17 protein-coding genes are annotated in these 18,200 nt (G+C 75.5%); 9 read left to right on the top strand and 8 right to left on the bottom strand.

The genetic code is table 11. The annotated features are described in order from the left end of the window. Positions 1-59 precede the first annotated feature (59 nt). Entirely contained in the window at positions 60-1,058 is a 999-nt protein-coding gene (locus HNR12_RS02585; RefSeq protein WP_179765939.1) for a helix-turn-helix domain-containing protein, read from the bottom strand. A 53-nt stretch (positions 1,059-1,111) separates the two neighbouring features. On the opposite strand from HNR12_RS02585, the gene HNR12_RS02580 reads away from it, so the two are divergent. Beyond that, positions 1,112-1,537 (top strand): cupin domain-containing protein, encoded by a 426-nt coding sequence (locus tag HNR12_RS02580; protein ID WP_179765938.1) that lies wholly within the window; start codon positions 1,112-1,114, stop codon positions 1,535-1,537. 357 nt (positions 1,538-1,894) lie between these two features. On the opposite strand, the gene alaS is transcribed toward HNR12_RS02580, so the two are convergent. Continuing rightward, the gene (gene alaS, locus HNR12_RS02575) at positions 1,895-3,355 is read right to left on the bottom strand and encodes an alanine--tRNA ligase (RefSeq protein WP_179765937.1); all 1,461 of its coding nucleotides are present in this window, start codon (positions 3,353-3,355) and stop codon (positions 1,895-1,897) included. Positions 3,356-3,632: 277 nt separating this feature from the next. Then, positions 3,633-4,481, bottom strand: coding sequence for a glycosyltransferase family 2 protein (locus HNR12_RS02570; protein ID WP_179765936.1), 849 nt, complete (start codon positions 4,479-4,481; stop codon positions 3,633-3,635). A 453-nt stretch (positions 4,482-4,934) separates the two neighbouring features. On the opposite strand from HNR12_RS02570, the gene HNR12_RS02565 reads away from it, so the two are divergent. The 4 genes from HNR12_RS02565 to HNR12_RS02550 all read left to right on the top strand — a co-directional run bounded on the left by HNR12_RS02565 (position 4,935) and on the right by HNR12_RS02550 (position 7,827). After that, positions 4,935-5,420: a hypothetical protein gene (locus HNR12_RS02565; protein ID WP_179765935.1), complete on the top strand. Its 486-nt coding sequence runs from the start codon at positions 4,935-4,937 to the stop codon at positions 5,418-5,420. A 67-nt stretch (positions 5,421-5,487) separates the two neighbouring features. Next, a complete protein-coding gene (gene add / locus HNR12_RS02560; RefSeq protein ID WP_179765934.1) occupies positions 5,488-6,510 on the top strand; it encodes an adenosine deaminase in 1,023 nt (340 codons plus the stop codon). A gap of 195 nt (positions 6,511-6,705) precedes the next feature. Further along, the gene (locus tag HNR12_RS29010) at positions 6,706-7,329 is read left to right on the top strand and encodes a TetR/AcrR family transcriptional regulator (protein WP_179765933.1); all 624 of its coding nucleotides are present in this window, start codon (positions 6,706-6,708) and stop codon (positions 7,327-7,329) included. A gap of 42 nt (positions 7,330-7,371) precedes the next feature. Beyond that, positions 7,372-7,827 (top strand): hypothetical protein, encoded by a 456-nt coding sequence (locus HNR12_RS02550; RefSeq protein WP_179765932.1) that lies wholly within the window; start codon positions 7,372-7,374, stop codon positions 7,825-7,827. 36 nt (positions 7,828-7,863) lie between these two features. On the opposite strand, the gene HNR12_RS02545 is transcribed toward HNR12_RS02550, so the two are convergent. Then, positions 7,864-9,258, bottom strand: coding sequence for an FAD-binding oxidoreductase (locus tag HNR12_RS02545; protein WP_179765931.1), 1,395 nt, complete (start codon positions 9,256-9,258; stop codon positions 7,864-7,866). 60 nt (positions 9,259-9,318) lie between these two features. On the opposite strand from HNR12_RS02545, the gene HNR12_RS02540 reads away from it, so the two are divergent. Next, on the top strand, positions 9,319-10,296 hold the full coding sequence (locus tag HNR12_RS02540) for a helix-turn-helix transcriptional regulator (protein ID WP_179765930.1): 978 nt from the start codon (positions 9,319-9,321) through the stop codon (positions 10,294-10,296). 8 nt (positions 10,297-10,304) lie between these two features. On the opposite strand, the gene HNR12_RS02535 is transcribed toward HNR12_RS02540, so the two are convergent. The 4 genes from HNR12_RS02535 to HNR12_RS02520 all read right to left on the bottom strand — a co-directional run bounded on the left by HNR12_RS02535 (position 10,305) and on the right by HNR12_RS02520 (position 14,727). Next, positions 10,305-10,715, bottom strand: coding sequence for a hypothetical protein (locus HNR12_RS02535; RefSeq protein WP_179765929.1), 411 nt, complete (start codon positions 10,713-10,715; stop codon positions 10,305-10,307). A 124-nt stretch (positions 10,716-10,839) separates the two neighbouring features. Beyond that, a complete protein-coding gene (locus HNR12_RS02530) occupies positions 10,840-12,249 on the bottom strand; it encodes an ATP-binding protein (protein WP_338119708.1) in 1,410 nt (469 codons plus the stop codon). Beyond that, complete coding sequence (locus HNR12_RS02525; protein ID WP_179765928.1) at positions 12,246-13,913, bottom strand: FAD-dependent oxidoreductase; 1,668 nt, start codon at positions 13,911-13,913, stop codon at positions 12,246-12,248. Before HNR12_RS02525 ends, HNR12_RS02530 begins: the two co-directional genes overlap by 4 nt. Before the next feature lie 184 nt (positions 13,914-14,097). Then, positions 14,098-14,727, bottom strand: a complete 630-nt coding sequence (locus HNR12_RS02520; RefSeq protein WP_179765927.1) for an NAD(P)-dependent oxidoreductase — start codon at positions 14,725-14,727, stop codon at positions 14,098-14,100. Positions 14,728-14,851: 124 nt separating this feature from the next. Between HNR12_RS02520 and HNR12_RS02515 the strand changes: the two genes are divergently transcribed. The 3 genes from HNR12_RS02515 to HNR12_RS02505 all read left to right on the top strand — a co-directional run bounded on the left by HNR12_RS02515 (position 14,852) and on the right by HNR12_RS02505 (position 18,183). Continuing rightward, positions 14,852-15,472, top strand: a complete 621-nt coding sequence (locus tag HNR12_RS02515) for a TetR/AcrR family transcriptional regulator (RefSeq protein WP_308118642.1) — start codon at positions 14,852-14,854, stop codon at positions 15,470-15,472. 38 nt (positions 15,473-15,510) lie between these two features. After that, positions 15,511-15,912: a DUF6968 family protein gene (locus HNR12_RS02510; protein WP_179765926.1), complete on the top strand. Its 402-nt coding sequence runs from the start codon at positions 15,511-15,513 to the stop codon at positions 15,910-15,912. 156 nt (positions 15,913-16,068) lie between these two features. After that, a complete protein-coding gene (locus HNR12_RS02505) occupies positions 16,069-18,183 on the top strand; it encodes a catalase (RefSeq protein WP_179765925.1) in 2,115 nt (704 codons plus the stop codon). Positions 18,184-18,200 lie beyond the last annotated feature (17 nt).

The raw sequence follows: 18,200 nt of genomic DNA, 5'->3' as shown, positions 1-18,200 counted from the left end.
GCCGGGGGCTCCCCGCCGGCGGCCCTCTTGTCGCGCCCCGCACCGCCGGGCGGGAGGCGTCACGCCCGCCCGGCGGTGCGGCCGAAGCGGTGGCGGTAGGCCGACGGGCTCAGGCCCGTGCGGCGGCGCACCTGGGCGCGCAGGTTGGCGGCCGTGCCCAGCCCGCTCGCGTGGGCGACCACCTCCAGGCGCTCCTCGCCGCGTTCGATGAGGCGGCAGGCGAGGTCCACCCGCTCGGCGGTGAGCCAGGCCAGCGGCGTGGTGCCCACCTCGGCGCGGAACCGGCGGTGCAGGGTGGCCTGACTGACGGCCGCGCGAGCCGCCAGGTCGGCCACGGTCAGCGGCTCGTGCAGGCGCTCGCGCGCCCAGGCCAGCACCGGGGCCAGCGAGGTGTCGGGGACCTCGGGGACCGGGCGGGGGATGAACTGCCGCTGGCCGCCGTCGCGGTGGCCGGCGAACACCAGGCGGCGGCTGACCGCGTTGGCGACCTCGGCGCCGTGGTCGCGCCGGATGAGGTGCAGCCCCAGGTCGAGCGCCGCGGCGCTGCCCGCGGCGGTCAGCACGTCGCCGTCGTCGACGAACAGGATGCCCGGGTCCAGCCGCACGCGGGGGTACATCGCGGAGAACACCTCCGCCCAGCGCCAGTGCGTCGTCGCGCGGCGGCCGTCGAGCACCCCGGCGGCGGCCAGGGTGAACGCCCCGGTGCACAGGCTCACCAGGCGCGCGCCCCGGTCCGCGGCGCGCCGCAGCGCCGCGAGCACCGGCGGGCTCGGCGCCTCCTGGGGATCGGGGCGGTTGGGCGCGATGACGGTGTCGGCGGCGTCCACCGCCTCCAGCCCGGCCACCTCCGAAAGGGTGAACATGCCGGCGTGCATGCGCACCCGCGGCCGGGCGGCGCACAGCGTGAAGTCGTACCAGGGCCGGTCGAGTTCGGGGCGGCGCAGGCCGAAGAGTTCGGTGGCCACTCCCAGTTCGAAGGGGTTGGAGCCCTCGTCCACGATGACGGCGACGCGGTGCGCCCGCGCGGGAGGGGCCGGATGCGAGGAATGATGCGGCATATGCGATTCCTAGCACTGTCGCGCGGGGGGCACCAGCCGGAAGGATCACCCCCATGAGTCAGCAGCCGCAGCACAGCACGCCCAAGGCCGCCCCCGGCCCCGTCCGCCTCTCCGACGCCCTCGCCGGGTTCGACCGGCTGTGGAGCCCGCACGTCCTCGCCCGGGTCAACGACCACGAGGTGCGCATCGCCAAGGTCGGCGGCGACCACGTCTGGCACGCCCACGACACCACCGACGAGTTCTTCCTCGTGCTCTCGGGGGAGCTGCGCATCGGCCTGCGCCAGGACGGGGCGGAGCGCACCGTGGTCCTGGGAGAGGGGGCGTCCTTCGTCGTCCCGCGCGGTGTGGAGCACCGGCCCTCCGCCCCGGAGGGCGCCGCGATCATGATGGTGGAGGCGGCCGGCACACTCAGCGTCGGCGACCGGCACGAGGAGGTCCCCGACCACGTCGACGCCACGACCGGCCACCCCCTGGCCTGACGGCACCCGCGGCCCACCCGCCGGGGGACGGGCCGCACGCCCCGCCCCCGGCCGACCGCCGCCCACGGCGCCGCGTTCGCGACCTCGCTCGCACCACGGTGCGAGTACGGGCGATGCGGGCCGGGGGTACCGGAAACGGGTGGTGGAGGCCTGGTCTGCCTCCCGGTCGGCGATTCCTTCGGCCACCCATCGGTATCTGGTTCCGATGGAGGCGACCATGACGCGGGACGTGCATCGCGTCATGGCGCGAATGGGGCGGGTCGACGTTGCCCGCCGGCGTGACCCGGCGCCCCGGGAAGGGGCCGGTAGCCGTCACGTGATGGCTGGTGAGGGCGCGGTATCCGCGTACGGCCGCGCTCAGGCGGGCGCGACGACCTCCGCCTGGCAGGCGAAGCACATCAGGGCGTGCCCCACCACGCGGCCCTGCTCGAACCGCTGCCCCGACTCGACGGCGTACTCGCCGCACTCAGGGCACGTCCACGGGCCGGACTCCCCCCGCTCCACCGAAGAGATGAGGTGGCTCCCCTCGTCGTCACTCATCCCGGGACCCCCATCGGCGAAGCGGTCGCGGTCGACCTCCAGCCCGGCCGCGCGCGCCGCCTCCGCCGTCAGCTCCACGGGGAACCCGTAGGTGTCGTGGAGCTCGAAGGCGGTCTCGCCCGGCAGGCGGGTGCGGCCGCCCGCCACCGCGCGGCCGATGGCGGAGTCGAGGATGCGCGTGCCCTGCCGCAGGGTGCGGTCGAACGCCTCCTCCTCGCGGTGGGCGACCTCGGCGATGGTGTCGCGCCGGCGTTCCAACTCCGGCCAGTCGGCGCCCAGTACGGCCACCACCTCGGCGGTCAGCTCCGGCACCACCGGGCCGGTCACGCCGAGGAACCGCGCGCGGTGCACGGCGCGGCGCAGCAGCCGGCGCAGCACGTAGCCGCGGCCGGTGCTGCCCGGGACCACGCCGTCGGCGACGAGGAACGCCACGGCGCGGGCGTGCTCGGTGGCCGCGCGGAACGCCGTGGAGACCTCGCCGCCCTCGCGGCCGGGATAGCGCCGCCGGGCCAGCTCCTCCAGGCGGGTCAGCACGGGGCGCAGCAGGTCGGTCTCGCAGACGGTGTCGACGCCCTGCAGGATCGCCGCGAGCCGGTCCAGGCCCAGGCCGGTGTCGATGCTGGGGCGCGGCAGCCCGCCCACGACCGGGTAGTCCAGGCCCTCGCCCGCGCCGCGCAGGCTCTGCATGAACACCAGGTTCCACAGCTCCTGGTAGCGCTCGCCGTCGACCGCGGGGCCGCCCTCGCGGCCGAACCCCGGGCCGCGGTCGTAGTGCAGCTCCGAGGAGGGGCCGCACGGGCCGGGCACACCCATGTCCCAGTAGTTGTCGGGCGCGCCGAGGCGCTGGATGCGGTCGGCCGGGACCCCGGCGCGCCGCCACAGCCGGTAGGCGTCGTCGTCGTGCTCGTAGACGGTCACCCACAGCCGGCCCGGGTCCAGGCCGTAGCCCTCGGTGAACAGCTCCCAGGCGTAGGCGATGGCCTCGGCCTTGAAGTAGTCGCCGAAGGAGAAGTTCCCCAGCATCTCGAAGAACGTCGCGTGCCGGGTGGTGCGGCCCACGTTGTCGATGTCGACGGTGCGGACGCACTTCCGCACGCTCATCGCGCGCGGCCAGGGCGGCGCGGCCGCGCCGAGGAAGTAGGGCGCGAACTGGTTCATGCCGGCGTTGGCCAGCAGCAGGGTGGGGTCGTCGGGGACCAGGGGGCTGGAGGGCACGCGGTGGTGGCCGCGCGCGCCGAAGAAGTCGAAGAACAGGGAACGGATCTGCGTGGAGCGCATGGCGGGACCGGCTTTCGCGAGACGCGGGACGGACGGGGCACACCGCCGAGCCGGGCCGGGACGTCAGCGGGCGGAGTCGCCGGTCCCCGGCTCGGCGCAGGTAGCTCGCCGCACCATCGCGTGTGCCATCGCCTCGCGCATCCCTGTGGTCCACTCCGGTTGCAAAGGGGGTACGCCGAGGCGGCGCGGACCGCGCTGCGCGGCCGCGGCCTCGGGTGGGGCGCACTCTACCCGCCCCGCGCCGCGCGGGCACGGGGTTTTCTCCGGCCGGGGCCGCTTAGGGCAGCGGGCGGCTGGCCGAGGAGGAGCGCGAGAACAGCCGCCCCAAAGAGAGCGTGCCGTCGTAGGGGGTGTGGGCGCGCACCAGCAGCGAGAACGGCCGCAGCGCCACCAGGCCGAACAGCAGGAACACCATGGCGCCGCCGGCGGCGCCCCGCTGGCCGTGGCGGCGGTAGGTGTGCGGCCACGCCTTCAGGTAGGAGTAGAGGTCGCGCGCGGTGGCGCCGATGCGGCGGGCCGAGACCGGCACCCGCAGCGTGTCGACGTAGCGCACCCGCAGGCCCAGCCGGTTCAGGTGCACGGCGAGGTCGAGGTCCTCCCACAGCCCGGGCTCGGTGCAGGCGTGGTCGCGCACCTTGGCCCAGCACTCCCGGCTGAGGGCCATGTTGGAGCCCCACAGCATCGGGTGGCCCGAGATCATCCGGTTGATCTGGTGGCAGAACAGGCGGTGGGCGAACAGGCCGAAGCGGCGCATGGGGATGTCGTAGAACCACGAGGGCCCGGTGACGGCGGCGGGGGTGCCCTTGGGGTCGGTGGTGAACGCCTCGGCCAGGCGGCCCACCCACTCGGGGCCGACCATGGTGTCGGCGTCGATGCGGCCCAGGATGTCGCCGCCGGCCTCGTCGAACCCGCGGTTGCGCGCGTGCACCGCGCCCTGCTTGGACTCCCGGACCACCCGCACCCCGTGCTCGCTGAACTGCTCGGCGACCTCCACCGTGCGGTCGGAGGAGTTGTTGTCGACCACGATGATCTCGTCAGCCGGAACCGTCTGGGTCACCAGGGCTTCCAGGCAGCGGCCGATGACCGCTTCCTCGTTGTAGGCCGGGACGATGACCGAAATCCTCACGGGACTGCCTCATTGTTGTTGTCGATGCGGTGGACGGTTGCTGACTGCCGGTGCCGGCTGGGGCCGCGCCTACTGCCGGTGTACAGGGTCTTGCTCAACCGGCGGTGGCCTGCGAGTTAACTGTTCCTCCGCCGGAGCGCGACGGAGGCGTCCGCATCCAGCATGGCATGCGTCACACGACCGTCCACCACTCCGCTCGGACTCCCGCGGGCGGGGCCGGACCCTATCCTGCCCTGTCCGCGCGCGGAACGGCCACTCGCGCCCCGCCGGCGGCACCGGCCGGGAGCGGCCATGGCGCGAATTCGCGGGTGTATGGCATTCCAGCCGCTGGCGGGGGATCCGGCGGGTTCCTAGGTTCGTTGTGGCCCGTCTCCGGCCTCCTCGCCGCGCGCCGCGAGGAGGCCGGGGACCGCGGCCGCGTCCGCCCTCCCCACGCCTACGGAAAGCCCTGCCGTGAACGACTTCCTGCTCAGCGCCCATGTCCTGGCGGCCATCCTCGCCGTCGGCCCGGTGGCGGTGGCCGCCAGCATGTTCCCGCCCTACCTGCGCCCGGCCGGCGCGCAGGGGGGCGGCGACGGCGGGCCGCGCCTGACCGCCATGCGGCTGCTGGCCCGCATCTGCCGCGTCTACGCCGTGCTGGGGGCCCTGGTGCCGATGTTCGGGTTCGCCACGGCCATCGGCATGGGGGTCATGGGCGACGCGTGGCTGATGGTCTCCATCGGGCTGACGGCCATCGCCGCCGCCGTGCTGGTGGGGCTGATCCTGCCGGGCCAGCGGCGCGCGCTGGCCGCGCTGTCGGGCGGCGGAGCCGAGGCGGCGGGCTTCGACCCCGGCCGGGCCCGCGCCCGCCTGGCGATGTGGACGGGGGTCTTCAACCTGCTGTGGGCGGTGGTGACGGTGCTGATGATCGTGCGGCCGGGCGCCTCCCACGGCGCCTGAGCGGCCACGGCCCGCCGGCGGGAGAACCCGGTGCGGACCGGGCCGCGGCGTCCCTAGTCTGACCGGCATGCGCGACCCCGCCGAACTGCCAAAGGCCCACCTGCACGTCCACCTGGAGAGCACCGTCCGCCCCGAGACGCTCGCGGAGATCTGCGCGGCGTCGGGGCTGGCGGCCCCCGAGCGGCCCGCGGGCGCCGGCGCCTTCGCCGGATTCCGCGCCTTCGCCGACCACAACGCCCTGGTGCGGGCCTGCCTGCGCCGGCCCGAGGACTTCACCCGCGTCGCGCGCGAGTTCTGCGCCGACGAGGCGGCCAACGGCACCGCCTACGCCGAGGTCACCTTCACCGCCGCCTCCCACGGCGAGCGGCTGGGCCGGCCCGAGATGCCGCTGGAGGCGGTGCTGCGCGGGCTGGCCGAGGGACGGGAGGCCTACGGCGTGGAGTGCCGGGTGGTCCTCGACCACTCCCGCCGCCGGTCGGTGGAGCGCGCCCGCCGCACGCTCGGCCTGGCCCTGCGCTACCGCGACGAGGGAGTCGTGGCGATGGGCATGGCCGGCGAGGAGGCCTACCCGCTGGCGCCCTTCGCCGACGTGCTGCGCGAGGCCGCCGACGCGGGCGTCCACCTGGTGCACCACGCCGGGGAGGCGGCCGGGGCCGACAGCGTCCGCGAGGCCGTCGAACTGGGCCGCACCGAGCGGCTGGGCCACGGGATCCGCGTCCTGGACGACCCCGGCCTGGCCGCCGAGGTCCGCGACCGCGGCATCGCCCTGGAGGTCTGCCCCTCCTCCAATGTGGCGCTGGGGTTCGCCCCGTCCCTGGCCGAGCACCCTCTGCCCCGGCTGCGCGCGGCCGGGCTGGCCGTGACCCTCAACACCGACGTGCCCGACGTGGCCGGGACCACCCTGGTCGGTGAGTACGCGCGGGTGCGGGCGGCGTTCGGCTGGGGCGACGCCGACCTGGCCGAACTGGCCCGCGCGAGCGTGGCCGCGTCCTTCGCCCCCGAACCGCTCAAGGCCGACCTGTACCGGCGCATCGACGCCTGGCTGGCCGCGCCCGACCCCGACGCCGTGCCGGCGGGCGCCTCGCGCTGAGGGGCGCGCGGAGGGCTGGGTGCGGCGGCCTTCGCCGGGAAGGCGGCGGGGTCCGGGGCCGGTGAGGGGCCCGAGCGGGGCGAGGCAGCGGTCGGGCCGGAACACGGAACGGCGCACCGCCTGCCGCGCGCCCGTGGACGGATCGCCTCCCCCGGCGGTATTTACAATACAGATCTGTTCTGTATCGTTGACAGCGTGAGCACCTCCCCGCGCCCGCCCGGGCGGCCCCGCAGCCCCGACGCCGACGCCGCCATCCTGGCCGCCGCCCTGGACCTGCTGATCGAACGCGGCGCCGAGGCCGCCAGCGTCGAGCAGGTCGCCCGGCGCGCCGGTGTCACCCGGGCCACCGTCTACCGGCGCTTCCCCGACAAGACCCGGCTGCTGCTCGCCGCCGTGGAGTCCGCGTTCGGCGATCCGCCGGCCGAGCCCGAGATCCGCGACGTCGAGCACCTGCTGGCCGGCGCGGCCTACGCGCTGGCCCAGCCCCGCTGGCGGCGGCTGCTGCGCCGCCTCTACGGCGCCGCCGACGACTTCCCCGAGGTCGCCGGGGCCTACCGGGCGGGGTTCGGCGCCGATCGCGACCGCGTGCGCCGGGGGGTGATCGAGCGCGCCCGCGCGCGCGGCGAGTTCCCCGCCGACACCGACCCCGCCCTCGTGCTGGACCTGCTGACCGGGGCCGTCTGGCAGCACCTGGCCACCCGCCCCGACACCACCGCGGCGGGCGAGGCCGAGGAGTACCTGCGCGCCGTGCTGCGCCAGGCCGGCTACCGGCCCGCCGCCGGGGACGCGGCCGGACCGGCCGGCCCCGGCGCCCCCTGACCCGCCCCCGCCGGGGGCACCCCCCACCAGAGAGGGACCGCCATGCCCACCCCCGACCCCGCCGCCCACGAGCGCACCCGCGCCTACGCCCGCGTCATCGGGCCCTACGTCGCGGTCTTCACCGCCGTCATCGCCCTGCGGCTGCCCGACATGACGGCCGTCGTCGACGACCTCTTCGCCCAGCCCCTCATGGTCTGGATGCTGGGCGCCATGATGCTGGCCGGAGGGCTGGTCGTCATCGGCGGCCACCGCCACTGGCGCGGCCCCCTGGCCGTGGCCGTCTCCCTGTTCGGCTGGTTCGTGGCGCTGCGGGGCCTGGCGCTCATCGTTGCGCCCGCCGCGATGGACGCCGGAGTCCAGGCCACCCTGGACTCCCCCGCCGCCCTCACCACCGCCCGCCTCCTCTTCGGCGGCCTGGCCGTGGTCGGCCTGCTGCTGGCCTGGGCCGGGTGGAGAGGTGGGCGCGCCGCGCCCGTCCCCGGCGGTGCCGCGCGCTGAGCCCGCGCGCGGCACCGCGCCGGCGCCCCGGCCGCCTCAGCCCGCCGCGTGCGCGGGCCCGACGGGGTGGTTGGGGCGCAGCAGCCCGGCGGGGTCCAGCCGCGCCCGCAGCGCGGCCAGCCGGGCGAGGTCGGCCGGGTCGAACGCCGCGCGCACGGTCGCGGCGTCGGAGGGTCCGAAGGAGAAGTTGAGCAGCGTGCCCGCCCGCTGGGCCGCGAACGGCGCGAGCAGGTCGGCGTGCAGGCTCCGGGCGGTGTCCTCCTGGCCCGGCTCCACCGGCGAGAGCACGCTGACGCAGTAGGCGGCCCCGCCGCGCCGCACCGCGTTGGGCACCCGCGGCGGCCGGTCCAGCGCCCCGCCCAGGTGGCGCAGGCCCACCACGCACATCAGCGGGGCGGCGGGACCGGACCGCTTCGTCAGATCGGCCGCGGCCGCCGGGTCGACGTCCTCCAGCAGCAGGGCGCGGGAGAGGTAGCCGTGCGGCCGGTCGGGCTCGTCGAACACCGCGCCCGACTCCGCGTAGGGCAGTTCGCGCAGGGTGTCCAGCAGGGGCTCCCCGACCGCCCGCAGCGGCTCCACCAGGCGGCGCCCCTCCTGGGCCGGACCGGTGTAGGCGATCTGCACCTTGGCCACGTGCCGGCCGCGCAGCGGCTCGGGCAGTTGGGGGATGTCGGGGTAGGGCAGCATCGTCACCGCCGAGGTCAGCTCCTCGGGCACGGTCCGCGTCCAGCGCCGCCAGGCGTCCACCACGCCGGGCGCCCGCGCGGTGTCGAAGAACAGCGCCCCGCCGTAGATCCGCTCCACGGGGAACAGGTCGATCTCCATGCCGGTGACCACGCCGAAGCCGCCCCCGCCGCCGCGCAGCGCCCAGAACAGCTCGGGCTCACTCTGGGCCGAGGCCGTGCGCGGGCGGCCGTCGGGCGTGACCACCTCCAGCCGCCGCACGTGGTCGGCGGCGAACCCGTAGCGGCGGGAGAGCAGGCCGACACCGCCGCCCAGGGTGTAGGCCACCGCGCCCACCCCCGGCATGCTGCCCGACAGCGGGGCCAGCCCGTGCGGCGCGGCGGCCTCGATGACGCGGCGCCACGGCGCTCCCGCCTCGACCCAGGCGGTGCCCGCGGCCGGGTCCACCCGCACCCCGTCCATGGCGGCGGTGCTGATCAGCACACCGCCCTCCAGGGGGGCGCCCCGGCCGTGGCCGGTGGCCTGCACGGCCACCGGCACCCCCAGATCGGCGGCCGCGGCCACGGCCGCGCGCACGTCCTCGGCGCTCTGGGCCGCCACCACGGCGGCCGGGCGGTGCGGGGCGCGCAGCTGGTAGCCGGTGCAGGCGGCGGTGTAGGCGTCGGTGCCGGGCAGGTGGACGGGGCCGGTGGTGCGCCCCTTCAGGGCGCGCGCCACGGCCGCGGAGTCGATGATCGTTTCACTCATGCGGCCAGGCTAGAAAGCCTCGCGGACACTCCTTGTCCGCGAGTGTGGCAGGGTGGGGGCATGCCGGGGGGATCGGGGAGCGACGCGCCGGGGCGGCTGCTGCGGCTGCTGTCGCTGCTGCAGGCGCGCCGGGAGTGGTCGGGCGCCGAACTGGCCGAGCGCCTGGAGGTCACCGACCGCACGGTGCGCCGCGACGTCGAGCGGCTGCGCGCGCTGGGCTACCTGGTCGAGGGCGTGCCCGGCACCGCCGGGGGCTACCGCATGGCCGCCGGCCGCGACATGCCGCCGCTGCTGCTGGAGGACGAGGAGGCCGCCGCCGTCGCACTGGGCCTGGCCACCGTCGGCGGCACCGGCCCGGCCGGACTGGCGGACAGCGCCCTGCGGGCGCTGGCCAAGCTGGAGCGCCTCCTGCCCGCCCGGCTGCGCCCCCGGCTGGCCGCGCTGGGCACGGCCACCGCCGCCGTGGCCCGGCCCGACGCCCCGCCCGTGGACCCCGCCGCGCTGGCCCGGCTGGCCGCCTGCTGCCGCGAGCACGAGGTGCTGGCCTTCGACTACCGGGACCGCTCGGGGCGGCGCGGGCAGCGCCGGGTCGAGCCGCACAGCCTGGTCACCGTCCACGGCCGCTGGTACCTCATCGCCTTCGACACCGACCGCGCCGACTGGCGCACCTTCCGCGTGGACCGCATCGAGCGGACCTCCCCCACCCGCCACCGCTTCGCGCCACGCGACCTGCCGGGCGGCGACCCGGCCGCCTACCTCACCGCCTCCATGGCCGCGGCCTCCTACCGGCACCGCGCCGTGGTGGCGGTGGAGATGGGGGCGCGGGAGCTGGCCGAGCGGCTGTTCACCTCCATGCCGGGCTGGGTGGAGGAGCGCGGGCCCGGCGCGTGCGCGGTGCACCTGAGCGCCGAGGAACCCGAACTGGTGGTGCGCTTCGTGGCGGCCGTCGGGGCCCTGGGCGCGCCCTTCCGCGTCGAGGACTCCTCGGCCGAGGTGGCCGAGCGGGTGCGCGAGCTGGGCCGGCGCCTGGCCGGGTGAGGGGCCGGTCAGGGGCGCCGGTGGCGGCGCCGCACACGCAGGCGGCGCATGCGGGCGCCCCACGCGGCCAGCCCCAGGGCGGCCACGCCCAGCAGGATCCAGGGGTCGGCGGCCCGGCCGCCGACGTGCAGGTCGAGGAAGTGGTTGAGGGCGTGCAGCCCGTTGGCGAGGGTGAACCCGGCCAGCACCACGGCGAGCACGTCGCGCCAGCGCAGCGCGAACAGCATCATCAGCCCGATGGTGATCTGGAAGACGGCGCCGTCGCGGATGAAGTGCACGTGGACCGGCCAGTGCGCCCAGCGGGCGAACGCCTGCGGGGACCACCAGGCCCAGCAGCCGATCCCCACCATGAACGCCGCCGCGCCGGCCACCACGGCGCGGACGGCGATGTCGGCTCCTGCGGCGGACTCGCGGCGCATACCGGCTCACCCCTTCTCCCGGACCCATCAGACCAGGCGCGCCGGGGGCGGCGGGCGGCGACATGCGGTGACGTGACGCACACGCATCGTCAGGGCGGCGGCCGCCGACGGCCGCCGCCACTCCTCAGCGGGCGGTGCGCTCGGTCAGCGGCAGCCGCACTTGGAACCGGGTGTCGCCGGGCACCGACTCCACCCGCAGGTCGCCGCCGTGGCGCCCGGCGACGATGCGGTAGCTGATGTCCAGGCCCAGCCCGGTCCCCCGGCCCACGCCCTTGGTGGTGAAGAACGGCTCGAAGATGCGCTCGCGCAGCTCCTCGGGCACGCCGGGCCCGGTGTCGGCGATCTCCACCAGCGCGGTCTCGTGCTCGCGGGCGGTGCGCAGGGTCAGCGTGCCGGTGTCGCCCATGGCGTCCAGGGCGTTGTGGATCAGGTTGGTCCAGACCTGGTTCAGCTCCCCGGCGTAGGCGGGCACGGGGCCCAGGCCGGGGTCGTAGTCGGTGGCCACGCTGATACCGGGCGGGATCTTGCCGCGGAACATCGTCAGCGTGCTGTCGAGCAGGTCGCGCAGGTCCACGGTCTGGTAGGGGGCGCGGTCCATCTGGGAGTACTGCTTGGCCGAGGCCAGCAGCGAGGTGATGCGCCCGGTGGCGTCGGCGACCTCGTCCAGCAGCTGGGCGATCTCCATGGTCTCGGCCAGCCAGCGCACCGCCGCGCCGACGTGGTCGGCGCCCACGGCCGCGTGGACCTCCTCGACGGCCGCGGCGTCCAGGCCGGCGCCCACCAGCGCGGGCGCGATGTCCCAGCCGTCCTCGACGCCGTGCTTCTCCAGGGCCTCGGCCAGAGCGTCCTCGGCGTCGGCGACCTCCAGGGGGCCGCGTTCGGGCGCCGCGCCGGCGGCGGCGGTGTAGCGGGCCTGCAGCTCCACCAGGGCCGGCACGCCCGCGGGGTCGACCCCGGCCGCCGCCAGCTCGGCCAGGCGGCGCCCGGTGGAGTCGACGCGGCCGCGCAGCTCGGCCACCGCCCGCGCCGCGGCGGCGGCCGGGTTGTTCAGCTCGTGGGTGAGGCCGGCGGTGATGGTGCCCAGGGCCGCCAGGCGCTGGCGGCGGTCGATCAGGTCGCGCTGGGCCAGGCCGCCCATGCGCATGCCGTCCAGCAGGTGGAGGGCCATGGGGAACCACTCGGCGACGATGTGGGCGAACCGCTCGGCGGGCAGCAGGAACATCCGCGTGGGCCGGGTGGCGCGCAGGGAGTGGGCGTAGGTGTCGGGGGCGCGGTCACCCAGGTAGGCGGCGGTGGCCCCGGCGTAGACCCCGGGCTGGGACGTGGGCGGGCGCGCGACCACGCCGGTGGGGGTGTCGGTGACCATGACGACCTCGCCCTCCATCAGCACCGCGAAGGTGTCGGCCGGGTCGCCCTGGCGCACGATGTGGTCGCCCTCGGCGAAGGAGCGGACCTCGCCGTGCTCGGCGAGCCACCGCAGCTGGTCGTCGTCGAGGCGTTCGAACAGGAACAGCCGCCGCAGGTCGTCGATCACGTCTTCTCCAGGTAGCGGTGGGCCAGGGACACGGCCATGGCGCCCTCGCCGACGGCGGAGGCGACCCTCTTGATGGATTCGGCGCGGACGTCGCCGGCCGCGAACACGCCCGGAACGCTGGTCTCCAGGAAGTAGGGCTGGCGGCGCAGCGGCCAGTTGCGCGGCCGCTCGCCGGAGGCCAGCAGGTCGGGGCCGGTGATGACGAACCCCTTGGCGTCGCGCTCGACCACGTCGCCCAGCCAGTCGGTGCACGGCTCGGCGCCGATGAAGGCGAACAGCCACTCGGCGGCCACCTCGGCGGTGCCCTCGGGCCCCTTGAGGGTGAGGCGCTGGAGGTGGCCCTCGCCGGCGCCGCCGACCACCTCGGTGCGGGTGCGCACCTCGATGTTGCCGATGGCGGCGATCTGCTCGATGAGGTAGTGGGACATGGACGCCTCCAGGCTCGCGCCGCGCACCAGCAGCACGACCCTTCGGGCGTAGCCCGACAGGTATACGGCGGCCTGCCCGGCGGAGTTGGCGCCGCCCACGATGTAGACGTCGCAGCCGGTGCAGGAGGGCGCCTCGGTGAGGGCGGCGCCGTAGAACACCCCGCGTCCCACGAACTCCTCGACGCCGGGGGCGGGCAGCCGCCGGTAGGACACGCCGGTGGCCAGGATGACGGTGTGGGCCGCGACGCTCTCCTCGTCGGAGAAGCGCACCACCTTGGTGTTGCCGTGGACCTCCAGGCCGGTGACGGTGCGCGCGGTCAGCAGCTCGGCGTTGAACTTGAGCGCCTGGCGGCGGGCGCGGTCGGCCAGCTGCGCGCCGGACACGCCGTCGGGGAAGCCGAGGTAGTTCTCGATGCGCGAGCTCTGCCCGGCCTGGCCGCCCGAGGCGTGCTGCTCCACCAGCACGGTGTTGAGCCCTTCGGAGGCGCCGTAGACCGCGGCGCCCAGCCCGCCGGGGCCGCCGCCGACCACGACCAGGTCGTAGAAGTCGGTTGAGGGTGTGGTGGACAGCCCCACCGCCGCGGCCAGCTCGGTCTCGGTGGGCGCGCTCAGCGCGGTGCCCTCGGCGGTGACCACCAGCGGCAGCCGGGGCGGGGCGGCGTCCTGGTCGCCGGCCCGCACGGCGGCCACGAGCTGCTCGCCCTCGGGGTCCTCGTCCAGCAGCCACTCGTAGGGCACGTGGTTGCGGGCGAGGAAGTCGCGCACCCGGTAGGAGGGCGCCGACCAGCGGGCGCCCACCACGCGCAGCCGCCCGGGCTCGGTGCGCTCGGTGCGCTGCCAGGCGTCGAGCTGGGCGTCGAGGACGGGGTAGAACTTCTCCTCGGGCGGGTCCCAGGGCTTGAGCAGGTAGTGGTCGAGGTCGACGACGTTGATGGCCTGGATGGCGGCGTCGGTGTCGGCGTAGGCGGTGAGCAGCACCCGCCGGGCGTAGGGGTAGAGGTCCATGGCCTGCTCCAGGAACTCCACGCCGTTCATCTGCGGCATGCGGTAGTCGGCGAGGATGGCCGCGACGTCGTCGCCGCGCAGCCGCATCTCGCGGACGGCCGCGATGCCCTGGCCGGCCGATTCCGCGCGCACGATCCGGTAGCCGCTGCCGTAGCGGCGCCGCAGGTCGCGCGCGACACCGCGGGACACCCCCGGGTCGTCGTCGACGGTCACGATGACAGGCTTGCTCATGGCCGAAATCCCCGCTTCTCGACTGCCCGCGCCGCCGCCACGGGGGACGCTCGCCGCTCAGCATGGCACATCGCCGACCAAGCGGGCATAGCGTTCTCCCCCGGCGTAAGCGGGCGTCGCCGCAGGTGGCCCCCTTTCCGGCGCGCACCGCACCGCGCGGCGGCGGCGGTCTTGGCCGGGCCCCTCAGTTGGCGAGGAAGACGGCCCGGCGCAGCGGCTCCCCGCGCTCCAGGGTGCGCAGCATGAGGTCGGCGACGTCGGCGCGGGCCACCCGCATGCCGCGCGGGACCGTCGTGTCCAGGGACGTGCGGTAGGTGCCGGTGCGCGGCCGGTCCAGCAGCTGCGGCGGGCGCACGATCGTCCAGTCCAGGCTGCTGGCCTGGACGATCTGCTCCATGGCGCTCATGTCGGCGAAGTTTTCGCGCAGCACCCGCTGCAGGATCGGCTTGACGACGAAGCGGGTGAAGGGGCCGTCGCCGTCGGTGAACATGCCCGCCGCGCTGACCACCACGAGCCGGCGCACGTCGTAGGCGGCCATGGCGGCGGTGATGCTGCGGGCGCTCTGGGCACAGACGGTGGCCGGTCCGGGCCCGCGGTGGCCCAGGGCCGAGACCACGGCGTCGCGCCCGGCGATGAGCGGGCCGATGGCCTCGGGGTCCATGACGTCGGCGCGGGTGACGGCGAGGTCGGGGTGGGTGTAGGCCATGCGCGCGGGGTCGCGCACCACGGCGGTGACCCCGTGGCCGGCCTCGCAGGCCTGGCGGGCGAACTGGGCGCCGACCCCTCCGGTGGCGCCGAACAGCGTGAACTTCATTTCCGCTCCCAGGGGTCGTTGGGCGGGCTGCTAGGTTGGTAAGTGCCCACTAACCAATGTGGGTGAGTACTTACTAACCTGTCAAGCGGCCCCCGGCCCCCGACAGGTCGCACAGGGAGGCACCGTGGAGACCCGCGACCGGATCGTCAGCGCCGCCGCACACGTCATGCGCACCCGGGGCCTGGCCCGCTCCACCACCAAGGAGATCGCCAAGGCCGCCGGGTTCTCCGAGGCCACCCTCTACAAGCACTTCCGCGACAAGACCGACCTGTTCGTGGCGGTGCTGCGCGAGGGCCTGCCCGGCAACCTCCAGCCGCTGCTGGCGCGACTGCCCGAGCGCGTCGGGCAGGGCTCGGTGCGCGCCACCCTGGAGGAGGTCGCGCGCGCCGCCATCGCCTTCTACACCGACACCTTCCCCATCGCCGCCTCGGTGTTCTCCGAGCCTGCGCTGCTGGAGGCGCACCGCGCCGCGCTGCGCGAGCGCCAAAGGGGGCCCGCCGCCATCACCACCGCCCTGGCCCGCTACCTGGCGGCCGAGCGCGACGCCGGGCGGCTGGACCCCGGCCTGGACCCCCAGTCCGCCGCCGACCTGCTCATCGGCGCCTGCCTCAACCACGCGTTCCTGGGCGAGTTCCCCGGCCCGCGCGAGCGCGCCGAGGAGCCCGTCCACGAGGTGGCCGCCGGGTTCGTCCAGACGCTGCTCGGCGGCGCGGCGCCCCGCGGAGAGGCCGGCGCCGCCGGGTAGGGTGGGCCGCTCCCACCCGAGACAAGGAGCCCGCGCCCATGGCAGCACCCCCCACGCCCCCCGCCTCCGCCGGCATCGCCGCCGACCTCGGCGAGGTGGTGGCCGAACGCGTCGTGGAGGCCGTGGCCCCCGGCGGCGCCCGCACCCCGGTGCGCCTGCGGATCGGCCGGCCGCGGCCCGACACCCACCCCGAGGGCACCGGCACCGACTGGTGCTGCCCCTGGCAGGTGGAGGGGCTGGGCAACACCGAGGTGCAGCGCTCCTACGGCGTCGACTCCCTGCAGGCGCTGCTGCTGGCGGTCTACCGCCTGCGGCTGGGCCTGCAGGAGCGGGCGCGCAGCGCCGGGGTGCGGCTGGAGTGGCTGGGCATGGCCGGGCTGGGACTGGCGGTCGAACCCGACCTGTCGGCCGTCCCGCCCGCCGAGGCGCGCGGCGGCTGACCCGGCGCGGCGGCGGCCGCAGACCCGGCCCGGACTTGGCGCCGGGAGGGGTTTGGGTTCGCGCCGGCGCGGTCAGCGGTCGCCCGGGACGGGTGTGCGGCGCCGCGCGGGCCGCGGCACGCACGCCGAGCGCGACACCGCAGAAGGGCCACCGCCATGTCCGACATCTCCCGCGACCGCGCCGACGCCGGCGACGCCAAGGACCGCCAGCTCCAGGAGCGCCGCGACGACTCCGCCGGCGCGCTCACCACCAACACCGGGGTCCGCGTCGACGACACCGACAACTCGCTGACGGTGGGCGAGCGCGGACCGACGCTGCTGGAGGACTTCCACTTCCGCGAGAAGATCACCCACTTCGACCACGAGCGCATCCCCGAGCGGGTGGTGCACGCCCGCGGCGCCGGCGCCTACGGCCACTTCCAGGTCTATGAGTCGCTGAGCCGCTACACCCGCGCCGACTTCCTGTGCGACCCCGGGCTGCGCACGCCGGTGTTCGTGCGGTTCTCGACGGTGGCGGGCTCACGCGGCTCGGCCGACACCGTGCGCGACGTGCGCGGGTTCGCCACGAAGTTCTACACCCGCGAGGGCAACTACGACCTGGTCGGCAACAACATGCCGGTTTTCTTCATCCAGGACGGCATCAAGTTTCCCGACTTCGTGCACGCGGTCAAGCCCGAGCCCGACAACGAGATCCCCCAGGCGCAGTCGGCCCACGACACCCTGTGGGACTTCGTGGGCCTGCAGCCCGAGACCCTGCACATGATGATGTGGCTGATGTCGGACCGCGCCGTCCCGCGCAGCTACCGGATGATGCAGGGCTTCGGTGTGCACACCTTCCGGCTGGTCAACGCGCGCGGCGAGGGCACCTTCGTCAAGTTCCACTGGAAGCCGCTGCTGGGCACCCACTCGCTGGTGTGGGACGAGACCCAGAAGATCGCCGGCAAGGACCCCGACTACAACCGGCGCGACCTGTGGGACGCCATCGAGCGCGGCCAGTACCCCGAATACGAGCTGGGGATGCAGCTGGTGCCGGAGTCCGACGAGTTCGCGTTCGACTTCGACCTGCTCGACGCCACCAAGATCATCCCCGAGGAGGTCGTGCCGGTCACCCCGGTCGGGAGGATGGTGCTGGACCGCAACCCCGACAACTTCTTCGCCGAGACCGAGCAGGTGGCCTTCCACACCGCCCACGTGGTGCCGGGCATCGACTTCACCAACGATCCGCTGCTGCAGGCCCGCAACTTCTCCTACCTGGACACCCAGCTCATCCGGCTGGGCGGTCCCAACTTCCAGCAGATCCCGGTGAACCGGCCCGTGGCCGAGGTCAGCAACAACCAGCGCGACGGCTACGGCCAGCAGAAGGTGCACCGGGGCCGCACCAGCTACTTCCCCAACTCGCTGGGCGCGGGCTGCCCGTTCCTGGGTGAGGGGCCCTACACCCACTACCAGGAGAAGGTGGAGGGCGCCACGATCCGCAGGCGCAGCGAGAGCTTCAAGGAGCACTACAGCCAGGCCACCCTGTTCCTCAACAGCCTGGCCGGCTGGGAGCGCGAGCACCTGGTGGCCGCGTTCCGGTTCGAGCTGGGCAAGTGCGAGGAGCTGACGGTGCGCGAGCGGGTGGTGGAGCGGCTCAACCACGTCGACCACGCGCTGGCGGTCGAGGTCGCCCAGGGCATCGGCGTCACCCCGCCGGCCCAGGAGGCCGTGCCCAACCACGGCCGGTCCTCCCCCGCGCTCAGCCAGGCCAACACCGTCCTGGACTCCGTCCACTCGCGCCAGATCGCCCTGCTGGCGGCCGACGGGGCCGACGCCGGGGGCGTCGACCGCTTCCGCGCGGCCATGGCCGAGCACGGCGCGCTGGTGGAGGTGCTGGCGCCCCACGACGGCGCGCTGACCACCGAGGACGGCGGCGCGCTGGCCGCCGACCGCGCCATGAACACCATGGCCTCGGTGCTCTACGACGCGGTGGTGGTGGCCGGGGGCGGCGGCAGCGCCGCCACCCTGGCCGCCGACGGCCTGGCGCTGCACTTCGTGGCCGAGGCGTTCAAGCACGCCAAGCCGGTGGCCGCCATCGACGAGGGGGTGGACGTGCTCACGCGCGCCCCGCTGCCGCCGCTGCGCACCGCCCGCCCCGGCGACACCGGGGCGGTGGTGGACCAGGGCGTGGTCACCTGCCGGGGCGCCGGGGCGGCCGAGCTGTACGCGGAGTTCCGCCGGATCCTGGCCGGGCACCGCGTGTGGGACCGCGAGGTCGCCTCGGTCCCGGCCTGAGCCCGGCCCGCGCCGCG

Origin of the sequence: Streptomonospora nanhaiensis (genome assembly GCF_013410565.1) — a bacterium.
GTDB classification, from domain to species: Bacteria; Actinomycetota; Actinomycetes; order Streptosporangiales; family Streptosporangiaceae; genus Streptomonospora; species Streptomonospora nanhaiensis.
This window is presented reverse-complemented; position numbering and strand designations above follow the sequence as displayed.